This is a genomic window from Candidatus Bealeia paramacronuclearis (assembly GCF_035607555.1).
GTDB lineage: Bacteria > Pseudomonadota > Alphaproteobacteria > UBA9655 > UBA9655 > Bealeia > Bealeia paramacronuclearis.
Window position 1 is genome coordinate 292,769 of sequence record NZ_JAVHWZ010000001.1, and the last position, 17,119, is coordinate 309,887.

Consider the following 17,119-nt stretch of genomic DNA (forward strand, 5'->3'; position numbering starts at 1 on the left):
CCTAACGTTACCATGATCTTGCAATTTGAAAGAATTTTACCTTCAATTCCTTATATTTTGGAGGGAGTTCAAGTCACCTTATTTTATACGGTGACGTCGCTGACATTGGGATTTTTTCTCGGAATTATTTTAGCTATGATGAAGGTGGGGTCTTTCAAAATTCTCCAACTTTTTGCCCAATTTTACACTTCTATTTTTCGAGGCACTCCGCTTCTTTTACAACTCACGCTCATCTATTTTGCCTCCCCTGAGATTACGGGATACAAAATTTCGGCGTGGGAAGCCGGTGTTCTTGCGTTTTCACTCAATTCTGGAGCTTATGTTTCCGAAATTATCCGGGGAGGAATTTTGGCTGTGGATCGGGGGCAAACAGAGGCGGCACTTTCTTTGGGTGTATCTTATTTTTCTATGATGAAAGATATTATTCTTCCGCAAGCCATTAAAAATATTCTCCCAGCCCTTGTAAATGAGGCAGTGAATCTTTTAAAAGAATCGGCAATGGTTTCGGTGATTGGTGGCACAGATATTTTAAAACGCGCCAATGTGGTCGCCAGTGAGAAATATATTTATTTTGAGCCACTTATTGTTGCTGGCGCTCTTTATTATGTACTGGTCATGATTTTGAGTAGCCTTGCAAAAATCCTAGAAAGAAAGATGGCACGTTCATGATTCGTCTGGAGAAAATCACAAAATCATTTGGTGCTCATCACGTCCTCAAGAACGTCTCAGGACAGATTTCTCATGGCGAAGTGGTGGCCATCATTGGCCCCTCAGGATCAGGAAAATCAACATTGTTGCGCATGATGAACGGGCTTGAAAAACCAAGCTCAGGACGCCTTTTGGTCGATGGAGAAGATCTCACCTCTAAAAAAATGGATATTCAAAAGGTCCGGACTCGTGCGGGCATGGTATTCCAGCACTTTAATCTGTTTCCTCATATGACTACTCTTGAAAATGTAAGCTATGTGCCTCAAAAAGTAAAAAAACTTAGCCGTGATGATGCAGAAGAAAGAGGACGAGTTCTTTTAAATCGAGTGGGCTTAAGCGATAAAACGGACATGTATCCGCCAAGGCTTTCAGGAGGGCAAAAGCAACGGGCTGCGATTGCCAGGGCGCTTGCCATGGACCCTGAGATTATGCTTTTTGATGAGCCTACTTCGGCTCTTGATCCTGAGATGGTCAAAGAAGTTTTAAATGTGATGCAAACGCTTGCGCACACCGGTATGACTATGGTCATTGTAACGCATGAGATGGGCTTTGCTCGAGAGGTTGCAGATCGGGTTTGGTTTTTAGATCACGGCGAACTTTTAGAAGATGCGTCTTCCAAAGCTTTTTTTGAATCCCCGAATTCCGATCGCGCAAAGCAATTCTTAGAAATGGTCCTTTAACTTTTTGTTTTTCATTGTTTTTTTATGAAGAAATTGAGGTTTGGACCTCGCTTTCTAAAAACCCTCCACGCTTCAACATATCTGATATGTCTCTTCTCTCAATGCGTTAGAAATTTTTTTGAGAAGGGGCATTGACGTGCGATTGTAACTGCATATAGTGGTCTTATCACCCAAAACCTACTAAATGTAGTAGCATTTTCGCAACACGTCCCGTATTGATAAGGAGCCACGATGAAAGTCTCTCGCCGTTTTACAAAAGCCAATCAATCCCCTTATGTGTCCATTGCCTTTCGTAAGACGGACAGTGAAATCCGAAATCCTGATGGTTCGATTGTTTTTCAACTTAAAGATATTGAAGTCCCTGAATCTTGGTCCCAAGTGGCAAGTGATGTCTTGGCCCAAAAGTATTTTAGAAAAGCAGGCATCCCGAAGGCGCTTAAGAAAGTTCTGGAAAAGGGTGTTCCTGAGTGGCTTTCCCGTCATGAGGCAGACGAAAAAGCTCTTGAAAAATTGCCTGAAGGTGAGCGTTATGGAAGCGAAATGACGGGCCAACAAGTCTTTGATCGCCTGGCCGGATGCTGGACATATTGGGGCTGGAAAGGTGGCTATTTCGATTCAGAAGAGGATGCTAAATCTTACTATGATGAAATGCGCTATATGCTTGCCAAGCAAATGGCCGCCCCCAATTCCCCCCAATGGTTTAACACGGGGCTCAATTGGGCCTATGGCATCGATGGCCCCACACAAGGTCACTACTATGTCGATCATGTCACAGGTAAATTAACGGCCTCTGCTTCTTCTTATGAGCGGCCTCAAGTTCATGCTTGCTTTATTCAAAGCATCAAAGATGATCTCGTGAATGAAGGCGGTATTATGGATCTTTGGGTGCGTGAAGCACGCCTTTTCAAATATGGCTCTGGTACGGGTACGAATTTTTCCAACTTGCGTGGCACGGGCGAGTCTTTGTCGGGGGGTGGAAAATCCTCAGGCATGATGAGCTTTTTGAAAATTGGAGACCGTGCTGCGGGTGCTATTAAATCTGGAGGCACCACACGTCGCGCTGCTAAAATGGTGACTGTGGATGTGGACCACCCGGATATTGAAGAATACATCAACTGGAAAGTCCTTGAAGAGCAAAAAGTTCTGGATCTTGTCGTGGGTTCAAAGGTTGCCAAAAAACATCTCACGGCCGTGATGGAAGCTTGCCAAGAGGGTTCGGGGGATACGCGATTTGATCCACGGGAAAATTCAGCACTCAAACTTGCCATTCGTGAAGCCAAAGCGGCCATGGTCCCTGAGAATTATTGTCAACGTATTATTCAATATGCGCGCCAAGGTTTTACAAAAATTGACTTCCCTGTTTATGACACAGATTGGGATTCAGAAGCCTACCTTACGGTTTCAGGCCAAAACTCTAACAACTCGGTCCGCGTGACGAACGACTTTTTAGATCGTGTACTTGAGGACAAAGAGTGGGATTTGATTCGCAGAAAAGATGGAAAAGTTTACAAAACACTGCGTGCACGGGATTTGTGGGATCAAATTTCTTCTGCGGCCTGGGCCTCTGCGGATCCAGGATTACAATACGACACCACTATTAATGAGTGGCACACGTGCCCCCAAAGTGGTCGCATTAAGGCGTCCAATCCTTGCTCTGAGTATATGTTTTTGGATGACACGGCGTGCAATTTAGCCTCCATCAATTTGATGAATTTTTTAAAGGATGAAGTTCAAAAAAATCAGGTCAATTTCGATATCGCAGGATTTGAGCATGCTGTTCGTCTTTGGACTTTGACTCTTGAAATTTCGGTCATGATGGCCCAATTCCCCTCCAAAGAAATTGCACAACTTTCTTACGACTTTAGAACATTAGGTTTGGGATATGCCAATATCGGAGGGCTTTTGATGGCCTCAGGGCTTCCCTATGATAGTGACGAGGGACGTGCTTTAACGGGAGCGATTTCAGCGGTGATGACCGGTGTTTCTTATGCGACTTCAGCCGAGATTGCAGGATCAATTGGTACTTTCCCCAATTATGAAATGAATAAAAACGATATGCTTCGTGTGATTCGCAACCACAGACGCGCAGCTTATGGAGAAAAAGAAGGGTATGAGAATCTAACTATTCTCCCCGTGCCATTGAAAGCTGAAGATTGCCCGAATCAAGATCTGGTTGAGGCCGCCAAAAAAGCGTGGGATCTGGCGCTTGCACTTGGTGAAAAGCATGGCTACAGAAACGCACAAGCGACCTGTATTGCGCCCACGGGTACAATTGGGCTTGTGATGGATTGTGACACAACAGGAATTGAGCCTGACTTTGCCATTGTGAAATTCAAAAAACTGGCAGGTGGCGGCTATTTTAAAATCATCAATACAATGGTGCCTCAAGCCCTTAAAGTTTTGGGTTACACGAAGTCTCAAATTGATGACATCATCAAATATGCCGTGGGTCATGGAACGCTTAAGAATGCACATGGCGTGAGCTTTGATCGCCTTAAAGAAAAAGGATTTACGGATGAGATTCTTGCTGCCCTTGAAAGCGGCTTAAAATCAGCATTTGATGTGCGCTTTGCCTTCAATCGTTGGACTTTAGGAGATGAGTTCTGCAAATCTACGTTGAAACTCACGGATGCACAACTCAATGACATCAACTTTGATATGCTCTTCCATTTAGGTTTTGATAAAGACGAAATTGAGGCTGCTAATAACTTCTGTTGTGGTACGATGACTGTGGAAGGCGCTCCTCATTTGAAGGACGAACATCTCCCTGTCTTTGATTGTGCAAATGCGTGCGGTCGTATTGGAAAGCGGTTTTTGTCCGCCGAAAGCCATATCCGTACCATGGCTGCGGCTCAACCTTTTATCAGCGGTGCGATTTCAAAAACCATTAATATGCCTAATAGTGCAACCATTGAAGATTGCAAAGATGCTTATATGCTCTCTTGGCGCTTGTGCTTAAAAGCCAATGCGCTTTATAGAGATGGATCCAAACTTTCCCAGCCTTTGAACTCATCCCTTTTGGGCGAGGACGAAGCCGAAGATTTCCAGATGCTTTCCACGCCTGAGAAAACCAAAGTTATGGCGGAAAAAGTGGTCGAGCGGGTTATTGAACGTGTGATGCAAGCGCAACGGGAAAAGCTCCCCTCGCGTCGGAAAGGCTATACGCAAAAAGCCTCTGTCGGTGGCCACAAAGTCTATCTCAGGACGGGCGAATACCATGATGGAAAATTGGGTGAAATCTTTATTGATATGCATAAGGAAGGTGCTTCCTTCCGCTCTCTTATGCATAATTTTGCGATGGCTATTTCCATTGGTCTTCAATACGGCGTGCCTTTGGAAGAATATGTGGATGCATTTACATTTACCCGCTTTGAACCCTCTGGTATGGTTACAGGAAATGATACGATTAAAATGGCGACCTCCATTTTGGATTATATTTTCCGAGAACTTGCGATTTCTTATCTCGGTCGGAACGATTTGGCTCACGCCAATCCATCAGACATTTTGCCCGACACCATTGGACGAATTGAGGCGGAAAAAAGTTCATTAGTGAGTATTTCAAGAACGCAAGAGGACTCCACAACCTCTCACACAAGTTCCGGATTTGTGAGAAACAGCCTTTATGCTTTCAAACCCAAGATGGTGGCCAATAAGGACGTGGATCATGCGATTCTTCAAGTTGCAACGGGCACAGAAGGCAGCGCTCTTGATATTGGGCATACGTCCTCTAAAACAGAAGTCATGAGTCAACGCGATCAAGCGCGCATGAAAGGTTATGCTGGAGATGCGTGTGGCGATTGCGGAAACTTTACGCTTGTGCGCAATGGTACGTGTTTGAAATGCGATACGTGCGGATCAACGAGTGGTTGTTCGTAAGTATTTTTGAAAATCTCCCTCAAAACTTTAGAGGATCCCCAAAGGGATCCTCTTTTTTATTGAAAAAAGAAAAAAATCTCTTTATGTGAATCTATTATTTTTTGAGGTTGAGAAATGATCATGTCTTTTATTTTTAGAGTCGTTCGTATTTTTTATATTTTTATTGTTTTGTTTCCGTTAGCTGGAAATGCTGTTGAAGATCAAGTCATTGATAATGGTCGGATTCATATTAAATCCATCATCGACTACTCAGAGCTTCTCCGAATCATTGAGGAAGAAGAAAAAAAAGACGTAAATCAAACTTTCTTTGTTATTACAGATTGGGACGAAACCGTCGTTGGAATTAGTAATTTTGATTTTATTCACCGACAACACAATACATCTTCTGTCATCGGGACGCTGAAAAAAAAGAGCATCCCTGTCTGTGTTGCCACAGCAAGGTGGCTTCATCAATCTATAGACCTTAATGACTATAAAAAGTATGCAACCTCTATGGAGCAAGGAACTGGAATTTATGTCTCCGATCAGAAATGCTTTGATAAGAAAACAATAGATTTTCGGAAATTATTACCCTCAAAAAGAGGCGTATTTATGAATGGTATTTGTTTTACTGGAAGTTCAAAAGGGCAAGTTACCAATGCACTTCTCGATCACCCAGACCTTCCTAAGGCCTCACATTATTTATTTGTTGATGATGATGAAAAATATATATCGCAAATGATTGAAGTCTTTAAAAATCGTAAGGAAAAAGCCACAATTCTTCATTATCCTAATGAATTAGAGATTCAAAAACATACCCCCCTGCTAAAACAAATTTCTTTAGAAAACTCTGATGAAGTGCTTTTAAGTCATCTCCATTTCTTGTTGCGCCATAACTATGAATATAAGGTATTGGAACTCTTACAGAATACAAGAATTTTAGAGGGCATAAGGAAGGGTGAGGCATTCCCTTTTCTTATTGATTTAAATTACTCTAAGAATGAATCTCTTGCCGAGAAGGTCTTGGGAATATTAAAATTCGACTTGAAAAAAATACATATTATCAAAGAGGTCTTTTTAGAGTCTTTCGACCAGGAAGAAACCTCTCCTTTTGAAAAATGGTTTTTAAAAAAGATGGATAACATATTCCTTCAAACTGAACTTATTGAATTCAAAAAATAGAATTGATTATACCCATCGTGAATGAAGATTAGAGATAAGGGCTTGAAAAACATGTGAAAATTGTTCGACAAAGAAAGGTGAAGAATTTTTGGCTCACCAAGAATCGTTGTTGCAAATTAAGCGAGCTCTAAGGCTTGGTTTTGCTTGAAAAAGTGGTATCCCGAGATGTCGAGGAAGGCTCTTTGAAAGAGGTGATTTAGGTTCCAAATGCCATAACAGCGACGCTTTAAAACTTTCAATTTGTTATTAATGCCCTCTACAAAACCACTGCTGTAGCGGTTTTTAAAATATCCCACAATCTCAGTCTGGTATTTCTTGAGTGTCTTGATAAATGTATTGAAACAGGTGAGTTCAGAAGCCTCAACAGCTTGGATCCATTGTGTAATCTGTTCGTGAGCCTCCTTCACACTTAAGTGGCTGTTATAGATTTTTGTAAACTCACACGTGAAGCGATGTGCGGCTTTCAGTGCTGGGGAATGTTTGAAAAGACGTTTTAAGAGCTTTTTTTCATCGGCAGACGGGAATGGATTCTTGCGACATAACACAGCAATGGCTGGTTTTAATCGCTGATACTCCTCCCGACTTAGCTCTTTTTGGAGGCGTTTGAGTTCAGATTTTCGAATCTGCACAAACCCTTTACGGTAAAGCTGCGCCACATGAAATCGATCGATAATCACAGGAATGTCTTGTCCCAATGCCTCCCGTGCCCCATTAATAAATCCTTCATACATGTCTGTACAGACTGCTGAGATTGTCCGGCGCAATCTCTTGGGCATTGTCTTGAGAAAGGCCGTAACTGTTGCTTTTTCACGACCTTTGAGCACGCCCAACATCTGGACCTCTGCCTCTGTTTTCGCGGTCAGTACCGTCACAAAATCACGGAATCCCTTTTTCAGGCTGATCTCATCAATCCCCAATAGACCAATCTTCTTAATTTGATCCCAGTTCACCTCTGTGACCACATGCCGGTCAATGATCCCTTGTACGGCAGCGCAGCTCAGATCTTCCTTGATGGCAACATCCGCAATCGTACTATGGATGAGGGAAATCACGGCGTGCTTTTCATAAGCTTTTGTATACTCGCTGTTGCGCTCATACCAGTTGGCTTGCTGTGTCGTTGTGGCGCCGCCATCACAATCTTCGCATTTCCCCCGTCTTGGTGTGATTTCGATGAATGTTGGCCTCCCACAAATTGGCAAGTGTTTCATTCGACAGATTACGCTGCGCCCATGGGGACGTGTTGACTTCCCACACTAACGACACGGAATCTTTTCAACAGTACTTTCTACACGAACAATGATACGCCCATTTCGGTCCATCTCTGATGAAACTACCCGAATATCAGAAATGCCCAACAGCTCTTCTGTAATGTTCAATTTGTTCGTATTTTGGGAAATCATAAAAACACCATTCTCTGTTTAAATACTTGTTTTCCATATACTTTTAAACATTTGTTTGCAACAACGATTCTTAAAGAGCCGAGAATTTCTGTACGAATCAAGCCGTGAGAAATGTCTCTTTTTTGAACAACGGCCTGAGGGGTTATTGCATCCCAAAAGCTAGGCCACCCACTTCCTGAATCATATTTTGTTTCAGATATAAAAAGCGGCTGATCACAACAAGCACAAAGGTAAGTTCCGTGATCATAATGGGTGTTATATTTTCCGGAAAATGGGGTCTCCGTGCGTTTGAGCCAGCAGACAGAATAAATGTCTTCGGGCACTTTTTTCCAATCTTCAGGGGTTTTGGTCATGAAGGCCTCCTGAGTTTGAGAGGTAGATCCGTTTAAAAGCTCAGTAGTTTTAATTTTTTATTTATAAATTCTACAATAAAAATCAAAAAACTTCAATTTAATTTTAGAACAGGGTGTGCCATCCTGAGAAAGGAGCTCCTTTTTCTAAAAAGTCACCCCTTTCTAAATAATGGCTCTATTTTTTCTCCTCAGCAGTAAGCTTCACACCATCAATCTTAATAAAGATATACCCTAATGGAGAGTCTGCATTAGGAATGAGAAGGATTTTTGATTTATGATCTGTGCTGTTACGAGCTATCCTGGCATCAGGTAAATTGTCTTTATCCATTTCTTCACAGATTTGCAAAATATCAACAAGTAATGTATTTAAGGCTGAATTTTCATCAAAATTACTATTAAGACTTTCAATGTCCCCTTTGAGTTTTGTGGGAAGATTTTTTTTAAGCAATTTAAAATCAATTGTGGCTTTAGTGTCTCCCCACAATTTATAAGCTTCTGTATTTTTTACTAACTCCTCTGATCCCACAATAAAATTCAAAAAAATAATTGGCGCCCTTATTGAAATCTTTTTTTCCGTCTGCTCAACTTTGGTCAGAGGAAGTGATTTTTCCACCTTTTGAATTAATTCATTTCCACGTTCTAGAATAGAGAGCTGCGACTCATCTCTAGTTTTTAGAAAAACCTTTGAAGTCTCTTCAGAATTAATGGATAGGACGTCTCTACGAACATCGCTATTCAAAAAAGGCTCATTTTTCTTTTTTTTACTGGTAGAGTTCTCTTTTTCAGTTTGAACAGAAAATACATCTTTTTTTACATCTTTTTTCTCCTCTTCTTGGAGAGACTCATTGACAAATTGATCATATTTTTGAACTGTTGAGCTTTGCACAAGGGATTTCTTCTCTCCTTCATCAGCGTGACTGCCTTTTGAGCAACATATCCCCGCCTGCGCCCTTTCAGAAAAAGCTGTAATGGAGATTAAAAAAATGGAACTTAATATTTTAAAATTACGCAACATATGACACCTCTTAAATTAAAAAAAATAATTAAATTTTACTCAACTCTATTTTTCTCCCCTAACGTTTAGTGATCTTACTGTCATTTTTGTTTTTTAGCTTTACCCAATGGGGTGAAGGACCCCCCCATTTTTTTATAAAGTGGAGAAGGGAGGTTAGAGGAATTAAATGAATTTTCTTTTTCCTTAGAACCCTCTTTTACATCCGGAGAATTAAATGCTTCATTGCCTTTCTTCGTACTCGACCGAGGAGAATCTGGAGAAAATGCATCCTTTCCAACACGAACAAAGCCTTTGTTCAATAGTGGTGTGGACATCATATCCGGAGAATTAAACGCTTCATTTCCTTTCTTCGTACTCGATTAAGGAGACTCTGGGAACGCGTCATTCCCAAAAAGATCAAAGCTCGTATTTATCTGCGAATCACTAGAAAAGGAACTTGAATGCATGTCAGGAGAGTTGAACGCATTATTTCCACGCAAAATTGAGGGACTATCGAATCCTTCTTCACGCTGAAGTATGTGTACAGAAGGAAATTCTTGCTTCACAAACTGCGCCATGTCTTTTGCTTTCTCTTCCGAAAGATGGGTGAGGTCTAAATAAGCATTTTGGCCACTTAAAAACTCCTCTTTAAAAGTGTCATAGCTCTCTAAATCCTCTAAACTTGGCAGTGTCATGTGGGTAACGCTTTGGATGCCTGGCAACAAAGACTCATCCTCAATGTTTATTGGTAAATTTTCATAAAGCTTGAAAATTTGAATGCCTTCATTTTGAGAAACTAATTTTTGAGGTGTTTCAAAATTGAATGTAAAAATTTCTGGGTCTACCAAAAGACCTTTGTCTTTCTTCAGCGTGGTTTTAAGAGGGGTGCTTTGCGGTGTGACACTGGATTGTGTTTTAATAAAGTTCATCTCATCATTTTTAAAAAGCCAGGGAAGATCCTCCTCTTCTTCAGATTCCAAAGAGGCCGTTAGCTGTGCTTGCGGCAAGGACTGAAGATTCTTTGGCGCTGGGTTTATATCAACAAGGTTTTCATCAATCAGGGCATCCAATTTCGAGCCTGTATCCATCAATGTGTTGGGTGTTTGATTGAGAGAGGTTGTTTGTGACAACGCCGATGTCTGCACGATTTGTGGTGTAGTATTCACGACAGGTGTCGGCATTTGAGGCGTAGAATTCAGAGAAACGGCATGAAGCGTCGATGGCTGTGAAATCATGCCTGTATTTTGAGGCGTCTGATTTAATGGTGTTGTTGTAACAAGCGCATTGTCAAAGAACGAACTTAAATCCCAGTCTGGATATTCTGTTTGTGTAGAAGTTATTGGGAAAGATATTGGTGTTGAGTTCGTCTGAACATTTACAGGAAGGGCCGTGTTTACGACAGGTGTCGAGATCTGAGGCGTAGAATTGAGAGAAACCGCATGAGGCGTCGATGGCTGTGAAATCACACCTGTATTTTGAGACGTCTGATTTAATGGTGTTGTTGTAACAAGCGCATCGTCAAAGAACGAACTTAAATCCCAGTCTGGATATTCTGTTTGTGTAGAAATTATTGGGAAAGATAGTGGTGTTGAGTTCGTCTGAACATTTACAGAAAGGCCCGTGTTCACGACAGGTGTCGACATCTGAGACGTAGAATTCAGAGAAACCCTATGAGGCGTTGATGGCTGATTAAGAGCTGTTGTTTGCGAAGACATCTGTACAGGTTGAGGCATAAGCAAAGTAGATTGAAGGGGCGTCGATGGCTGTGAAATCACACCTGTATTTTGAGACGTCTGATTTAATGGTGTTGTTGTAACAAGCGCATCGTCAAAGAACGAACTTAAATCCCAGTCTGGATATTCTGTTTGTGTAGAAATTATTGGGAAAGATAGTGGTGTTGAGTTCGTCTGACCATTTACAGGAAGGACCGTATTCACGACAGGTGTCGAGATCTGAGGCGTAGAATTCAGAGAAACCGCATGAGGCGTTGATGGCTGTGAAATCATACCTGTACTTTGAGACGTCTGATTTGATGGTGTTGAGTTCGCCTGACCATTTACAGGAAGGGCCGTGTTCACGACAGGTGTCGAGATCTGAGGTGTAGAATTGAGAGAAACCATATGAGGCGTCAATGGCTGTGAAATCATACCTGTACTTTGAGACGTCTGATTTGATGGTGTTGAGTTCGCCTGACCATTTACAGGAAGGGCCGTGTTCACGACAGGTGTTGAGATCTGAGGTGTAGAATTGAGAGAAACCATATGAGGCGTTGATGGCTGATTAAGAGCTGTTGTTTGCGAAGACATCTGTACAGGTTGAGGCATAAGCAAAGTAGATTGAAGGGGCGTCGATGGCTGTGAAATCACACCTGTATTTTGAGGCGTCTGATTTAATGGTGTTGTTGTAACAAGCGCATTATCAAAGAACGAACTTAAATCCCAGTCTGGATATTCTGTTTGTGTAGAAATTATTGGGAAAGATAGTGGTGTTGAGTTCGTCTGACCATTTACAGGAAGGACCGTATTCACGACAGGTGTCGAGATCTGAGGCGTAGAATTCAGAGAAACCATATGAGGCGTCGATGGCTGATTAAGAGCTGTTGTTTGCGAAGACATCTGTACAGGTTGAGGCATAAGCAAAGTAGATCGAAGGGGCGTCGATGGCTGCGAAATCATGCCTGTATTTTGAGGCGTCTGATTTAATGGTGTTGTTGAAGGGATAGGCGTCTGCACGATCTGAGGCGTCGTATTCACAGGAGCTCGTTGAGTTTCAATCGGTGTATTTGTGCGATCAGTGATGATGCTTTGAGTGCTCTCAATTCCCAAGAACGACTGATGCACATCACTTTCCTGATCAAAAGAAGGGCTGAGAGAATTGGCCGCATTCTCAAAATCTATATCATTGAAATCCCTCACGCTGTCTTGAGAAGTAATGATAGGTGTCTCTTTCTTCCTCTCCAAAAGCGGAGAATGGGCAGTCTCTATCTCTTCCTGATCTTGACTGGAGAATATAATGTCTTGAGGCAAACCTGGAATCTCGCTGAGTTTAATATCAGAGATAGAATTATCCGCAAATTGTGATTCCAGGACAGGGCTGAGCAAATTATTTTCCTGCTCAATAGCGTGATTTTCCTTTTGCACTTCAACAACAGAGTATTTCGTTTGTTCTTTAAGCCGCTCTCTCGAAACCTCAGACATTTTCAAATCGATGGTTTCTAGAGGTTTCCAGGAAGGTGTACTTTCAAAGGGGATCTCTGATGCAAGATTTTGATGAGGAGCCGCGGCCTCAAAATAGGGAGGACGCGGAACATACGTTGCCTTTAATTGGGACAATTTTTCCCGGGCTAAAATGCGTTCCCCTGTATCCAAATCATAGTAAAAATAGTTTGGATTTTTTTCAAGGACCTCTATCAGCTCTGTCGTTTCCGTGGAACTTGTGGGCGTTTCAAAAGATCCTTCGCGACCCGACTTTCTTTTTTGCGCAAAAATATAAAGATCTTCTGTAGAGACAAGTTTTGGTTTTGAGGCTTGAGCCACAATGTCAACATCTCTTTCAATCTCATGTGTCATCCGACGTTCAAGAGGTGTTAATTTCTCCCGATCCGCACGCCTTCCAAAAGGCACATGAATTAAGACCCCAACAAAAATCGCACCGTGACGAATATTGTCATATTGTTGAGAACCCGTAAAAGAAAGGTAATCATTCACCCGAATTTCCGCACGACCTCTCACTCCTTTGACAGGAATTGCCCCAGATCCATAAAAATAATAGCCTGCGGCATAGAGTCTCAAACGGTCAAACTTTGGTACAGAGCGTCCAATTTCAAGATCAAATCCACCTAAAGGAATTTCTTTGCGTTCCGTGAAATACTCGTTATGGCCACGGAAAATTCTTTCGGGGGAACGGCTGCTTTTAATCGGACGACTTTTGGATAAGGGGGTATACGTATTGAGGCGATAATCCCAAGTTTCACTTAGCGCTTCAAGGCCCAATGTGAACTGGTTGAACGTATTGTGGTGCTCACTTTTTCGGATATCGTAAAATCCATATCCGCCCAAAATCCAACCTGAAGACGCCTTCAGTTTGCGGAAGGCTAACCCCAGGTTGCCCTCTTTGTTGTTTTTGGAATCCGCCATTGAGCGTACATCAAAAAACCAGAGGGAATCCTGATCTTGAACTATCGGAATCGTCAGTCCGGCTTGCCCTAACTTTCGAACATTACCGGCTTTTAAATGAAGGCGAGATTCTGCTGCCCATTTTTTGGGTTGGAGTGATTCCAGTTTAACTGGCGATTCGGCAAAAAGATGAGATACACAAATAACTCCGAAAACTTCGAAAGCCATCACACCTAATTTTTTTTTACAGCCCATAAAGCAACACGTTTATACCCAATGAATACAATCAGCGAAAAAATACATTTGACGAAACAAATGCTTATAGAGATAGATTTGTCAATGTTTTTTCAACTTGATATCAATAAAATTTTAGATAACCCATATTTTGGCACAAAAAAGGGACACTCTTATGAGTGCCCCTCAGAAAAAGTTGACCATTTGGTTTAAAAAACTACACCTGAGGACCGAGCTTTGGCATCACAGCACCGATGTGTTTTTGCCCGCGCTTTGCCGCGAGCTCTTGTTGCCGCTGCCGTTCACGCGCACGCATTTTTTGCTTTTCGGTTTGATGATGATAACAATGCGGACAGGAAACACCGCGCTCATAAAATGGCGAAGACTTATCCTCTTCTGTAATGGGATTTCGGCACCCAAAACAAGACTCGTGATGACCAAATTCTAAAGCATGGGCTAAACTCACGCGTCCATCAAAAACGAAGCAATCCCCCTCCCAAAGACTTTGTTCTTTGGGCATGTCTTCAAGGTATTTTAAAATTCCACCTTTAAGATGGTAAACTTCTTCAAATCCTTCTTGAAGCATATAAGACGAGGCCTTCTCACAACGAATTCCACCAGTACAAAACATCGCCACTTTGGAGTATTTTTTGGGATCAATATTGTCTTTCACAAATTTGGGAAATTCGCGAAACGTTTTGGTCTTGGGATCAATGGCATTTTTAAAGGTCCCAATTTCCACTTCATAATCATTGCGCGTATCAAGTACAATCACATTTGGATCTGAGATAATTTTATTCCACTCTTGAGGACTCACGTAAGTCCCCACTTTTTCCGTAGGATCCACTTCTGGAATTCCAATGGTAACGATTTCTTTTTTTAGTCGCACCTTCAAGCGATAGAAGGGATAATCCTCTGACCAAGACAACTTGTAATCCACATCTGAAAAGCGGGGATCATTTTGAAGCCGCTTTAAAAGCTCATGAATATTATCTTCTATGCCGGCCACAGTTCCGTTAATACCTTCGTGGGCAACAAGAAGCGTCCCCTTAATCTCAAGCTCTTGCCCCCAGGATTTGAGAGTAACTTGGAGTTTTTGGATGTCTTCAATTTTAACGAATTTGTAAAGGGCTGCAACGCGGATCATTGGACGACTCATAAAAATTTTAAGGTATTATTCAAATACCAAAAAACAACAACACAACGCAAGAAAAAGAAAAACGGGGATTCAAAAATGACCCCCGTTTAAAAAGACTAAAGTCGCTCTTTGATTTATTGAGCGTGTTCTTGAGTGGCTTGAGAAGAAGGCACATAATCCGCCTTATCATCAGCTGTCAGTGATTTTTCACTGGTATGAAGGGGGCAGCGGCCATTTTCACACGCGGTGACAGTCTTTCCATTTTCAGTTGTAACATTGCCTGCAGCAGAACTAGATCCAGACTTAATCCCAACATCTGATGATCCTGTCGTTGTCCAATGACCTGTGCTAGGTCCGAAACCTGTACCAGTTCCACTTGCCGTTCCCACAGTTGTGCTTGAGCTGGAACCTGTCACACCAGAAGAATACCCTGTGCTTGTTCCGCCAGTACCCCCTGAAGTTTCTGATGTTGCAGAAAGTACTCCACCCGCTACCATCAAAGCTGCCGTTAATGTTATTAATTTTGTCATTTTTATCTCCTGTTAAACTTGGCGTTTATTTTGTTCCTGTTTGCTGAACTTTTGTTACAATATTAGCACACTCATCAACACTTTCTTTCAGACACTTTTGAACGGTGTCCATAACTTTTGTATTGGTTTGCGTCAAAAGATGATTGACTTCTTTTGTATGAGAAATGGCATGATCGATCGTATCTTTGACTGAACGTGTATGACTTGCAGTCTTGTCTTCCATACTTTGTGAAGACGTCAAATTCTCTTTTGTTTGTTGGGACAAATCTTCAAATAATTGCTTCATATATTGCGTTTGAATTTGAACCAAGTTGCGTGTGGCATCTGCAATCACTTGTTGCGTTGAATTCAGAATATCCAAATTTTTACGATACGTCGTCATTACAGACTCCATATCATAGTGGGGAACTTTAAAATCCCGAAAAAACTTTGTGTAATCTTGAGAAAAAGGATTGCTTTGAAAGTTGTCGTTATTGGTTTGCTTGGCCATGTTCGCCTCCCCTGACTATTTATTTATTAGGAGGAAGTATTCACCCGTCTATTCATTCCGTCAACATCTTTCTTTTAAATTTTTAGAGACTTAAAGCGTGCGCTAATTTTTCAACACGAAGAAGACCGCGATCCAGGGATGCCATGGTTTTTTCCATATCCAACGATGCATCCGAAAACCACGTTTTGAGTGTATAAAGATAAAGTACGGTTAATCCCTGAACGCGTAACATTCCCGACCAACCATAAGGATTGAGACCTGCTTGCTCAAGCATCCACTGAACGGACCCCAATCCCTTTTGAGAAATAAAAAGAGACGACAGGGGGGCAGACAAACTTTCTTCAAAAAGCTTCTGAAAGATTTTTTTGTAAGGGGATGCAATTTCAAGACGTGTTAAAATAATTTCAAATAAAATCTCTCGGGAAGAGTTTTGAGAATCCATGCCTGCCAATTCCTCAAGCATCTTCTCATCGATATACTGAATGAGGGAAGAAATCACTCCAGATTTATTTTGAAATAATCTATAAAATTCAGACAAAGGAATTCCAGAGGCACGGTAGACTTTCTCAAAGGAAAAGTCTTTCCAGTTGTATTTCTCAATAAAATCCAAACAAGCTTTAAGGCTTTGATCCATGGGTCCGAATGTCCTCACTGCGTTGAAGTGCAGCTTTTAACGCCCCTTTAATAAGGGATTTTAAGCCAAAATCACCCATCAAAACCTCCAAAGCGGCTTCTGTCATTCCACCGGGACTTGTGACTGCAATGCGTAAATCTTCTGGTGACGTCTTCGTGTTATGGGCATAATTTGAAGCCCCCCAGAGTGTCCCTTTAGCCAACTTCAAGGCCTGATCAGCTGAAAAACCTAAATCTTGTGCAGCCTCTGAAATCGCCTCAATCATATGAAAAACATAGGCCGGACCACATCCTGAAATGGCTGTGATATTATCAAGCACTTCATCGGACTCAACCCAAATTACATCTCCCAAAGGTGCAAACAAACCCTCAAGAACACTTCGGCTTTGAGAAGAGGTATTAGGCTCCATCAAAAGCCCACAAACCCCCTTGTTGATAATCACAGGAGTATTAGGCATGACGCGTGCACAGCAAGCGCCAGCTCCTAAACCTTCGGAGATTGATGACAATGTGAGTGCGGCTGCAATTGAGATAAAAATTGTTTTTTCAGAAATGAGTTTTTGATAATCTTTTAAAATCAAGGGCAAGACTTTAGGTTTGACCGCAAAAAGAATGACGTCCCAGTTTGAATCTGAAATCTCTTCAATCGCATGATAAAACTGAACTTGAGAATAGTTTTGAAAATTTTCAGCATTTTCTAAGTGGGGGGAGATCACCGTAATGCGCTCAAAAGATGTGCTAGAATTCATCCATCCTTGAAGAAGGCTTGAACCCATGGCGCCACATCCCACAAGAAGAAGCTTCATG

The 17,119-nt window shown here is 41.8% G+C and carries 12 protein-coding genes and 1 pseudogene; 4 read left to right on the forward strand and 9 right to left on the reverse strand.

Annotation, left to right across the window (positions count from 1 at the left end):
* The first annotated feature begins 12 nt into the window (after positions 1–12).
* From Bealeia2_RS01520 to Bealeia2_RS01535, 4 genes are all read left to right on the forward strand, one after another.
* Complete coding sequence (locus Bealeia2_RS01520; RefSeq protein WP_331255400.1) at positions 13–669, forward strand: amino acid ABC transporter permease; 657 nt, start codon at positions 13–15, stop codon at positions 667–669.
* Positions 666–1,388 (forward strand): amino acid ABC transporter ATP-binding protein, encoded by a 723-nt coding sequence (locus tag Bealeia2_RS01525; protein WP_331255401.1) that lies wholly within the window; start codon positions 666–668, stop codon positions 1,386–1,388. The genes Bealeia2_RS01520 and Bealeia2_RS01525 overlap by 4 nt, the downstream gene beginning before the upstream one ends.
* Before the next feature lie 231 nt (positions 1,389–1,619).
* Positions 1,620–5,264, forward strand: coding sequence for a vitamin B12-dependent ribonucleotide reductase (locus Bealeia2_RS01530; RefSeq protein WP_331255402.1), 3,645 nt, complete (start codon positions 1,620–1,622; stop codon positions 5,262–5,264).
* A 120-nt stretch (positions 5,265–5,384) separates the two neighbouring features.
* Positions 5,385–6,425 carry a DUF2608 domain-containing protein gene (locus Bealeia2_RS01535; protein WP_331255403.1) on the forward strand — a complete coding sequence of 347 codons (1,041 nt, stop codon included), beginning with the start codon at positions 5,385–5,387 and terminating at the stop codon, positions 6,423–6,425.
* A 116-nt stretch (positions 6,426–6,541) separates the two neighbouring features.
* Here Bealeia2_RS01535 and Bealeia2_RS01540 read toward each other — a convergent pair.
* From Bealeia2_RS01540 to proC, 9 genes and pseudogenes are all read right to left on the reverse strand, one after another.
* Positions 6,542–7,666 (reverse strand): annotated as a pseudogene (locus tag Bealeia2_RS01540) (ISL3 family transposase); the annotation flags it as partial.
* A gap of 155 nt (positions 7,667–7,821) precedes the next feature.
* Complete coding sequence (locus Bealeia2_RS01545; RefSeq protein WP_331255404.1) at positions 7,822–8,178, reverse strand: peptide-methionine (R)-S-oxide reductase; 357 nt, start codon at positions 8,176–8,178, stop codon at positions 7,822–7,824.
* Between the two features lie 175 nt (positions 8,179–8,353).
* Positions 8,354–9,193, reverse strand: a complete 840-nt coding sequence (locus Bealeia2_RS01550; RefSeq protein WP_331255405.1) for a hypothetical protein — start codon at positions 9,191–9,193, stop codon at positions 8,354–8,356.
* A 359-nt stretch (positions 9,194–9,552) separates the two neighbouring features.
* The gene (locus tag Bealeia2_RS01555) at positions 9,553–13,542 is read right to left on the reverse strand and encodes an inverse autotransporter beta domain-containing protein (protein WP_331255406.1); all 3,990 of its coding nucleotides are present in this window, start codon (positions 13,540–13,542) and stop codon (positions 9,553–9,555) included.
* A gap of 196 nt (positions 13,543–13,738) precedes the next feature.
* The gene (trhO, locus tag Bealeia2_RS01560; RefSeq protein ID WP_331255407.1) at positions 13,739–14,668 is read right to left on the reverse strand and encodes an oxygen-dependent tRNA uridine(34) hydroxylase TrhO; all 930 of its coding nucleotides are present in this window, start codon (positions 14,666–14,668) and stop codon (positions 13,739–13,741) included.
* 125 nt (positions 14,669–14,793) lie between these two features.
* Complete coding sequence (locus Bealeia2_RS01565; RefSeq protein ID WP_331255408.1) at positions 14,794–15,189, reverse strand: hypothetical protein; 396 nt, start codon at positions 15,187–15,189, stop codon at positions 14,794–14,796.
* Positions 15,190–15,214: 25 nt separating this feature from the next.
* Positions 15,215–15,679, reverse strand: coding sequence for a phasin family protein (locus Bealeia2_RS01570; RefSeq protein WP_331255409.1), 465 nt, complete (start codon positions 15,677–15,679; stop codon positions 15,215–15,217).
* 82 nt (positions 15,680–15,761) lie between these two features.
* Positions 15,762–16,313 carry a hypothetical protein gene (locus tag Bealeia2_RS01575; protein WP_331255410.1) on the reverse strand — a complete coding sequence of 184 codons (552 nt, stop codon included), beginning with the start codon at positions 16,311–16,313 and terminating at the stop codon, positions 15,762–15,764.
* Positions 16,297–17,118 (reverse strand): pyrroline-5-carboxylate reductase, encoded by an 822-nt coding sequence (gene proC / locus Bealeia2_RS01580; protein WP_331255411.1) that lies wholly within the window; start codon positions 17,116–17,118, stop codon positions 16,297–16,299. The genes Bealeia2_RS01575 and proC overlap by 17 nt, the downstream gene beginning before the upstream one ends.
* Position 17,119: the final 1 nt, after the last annotated feature.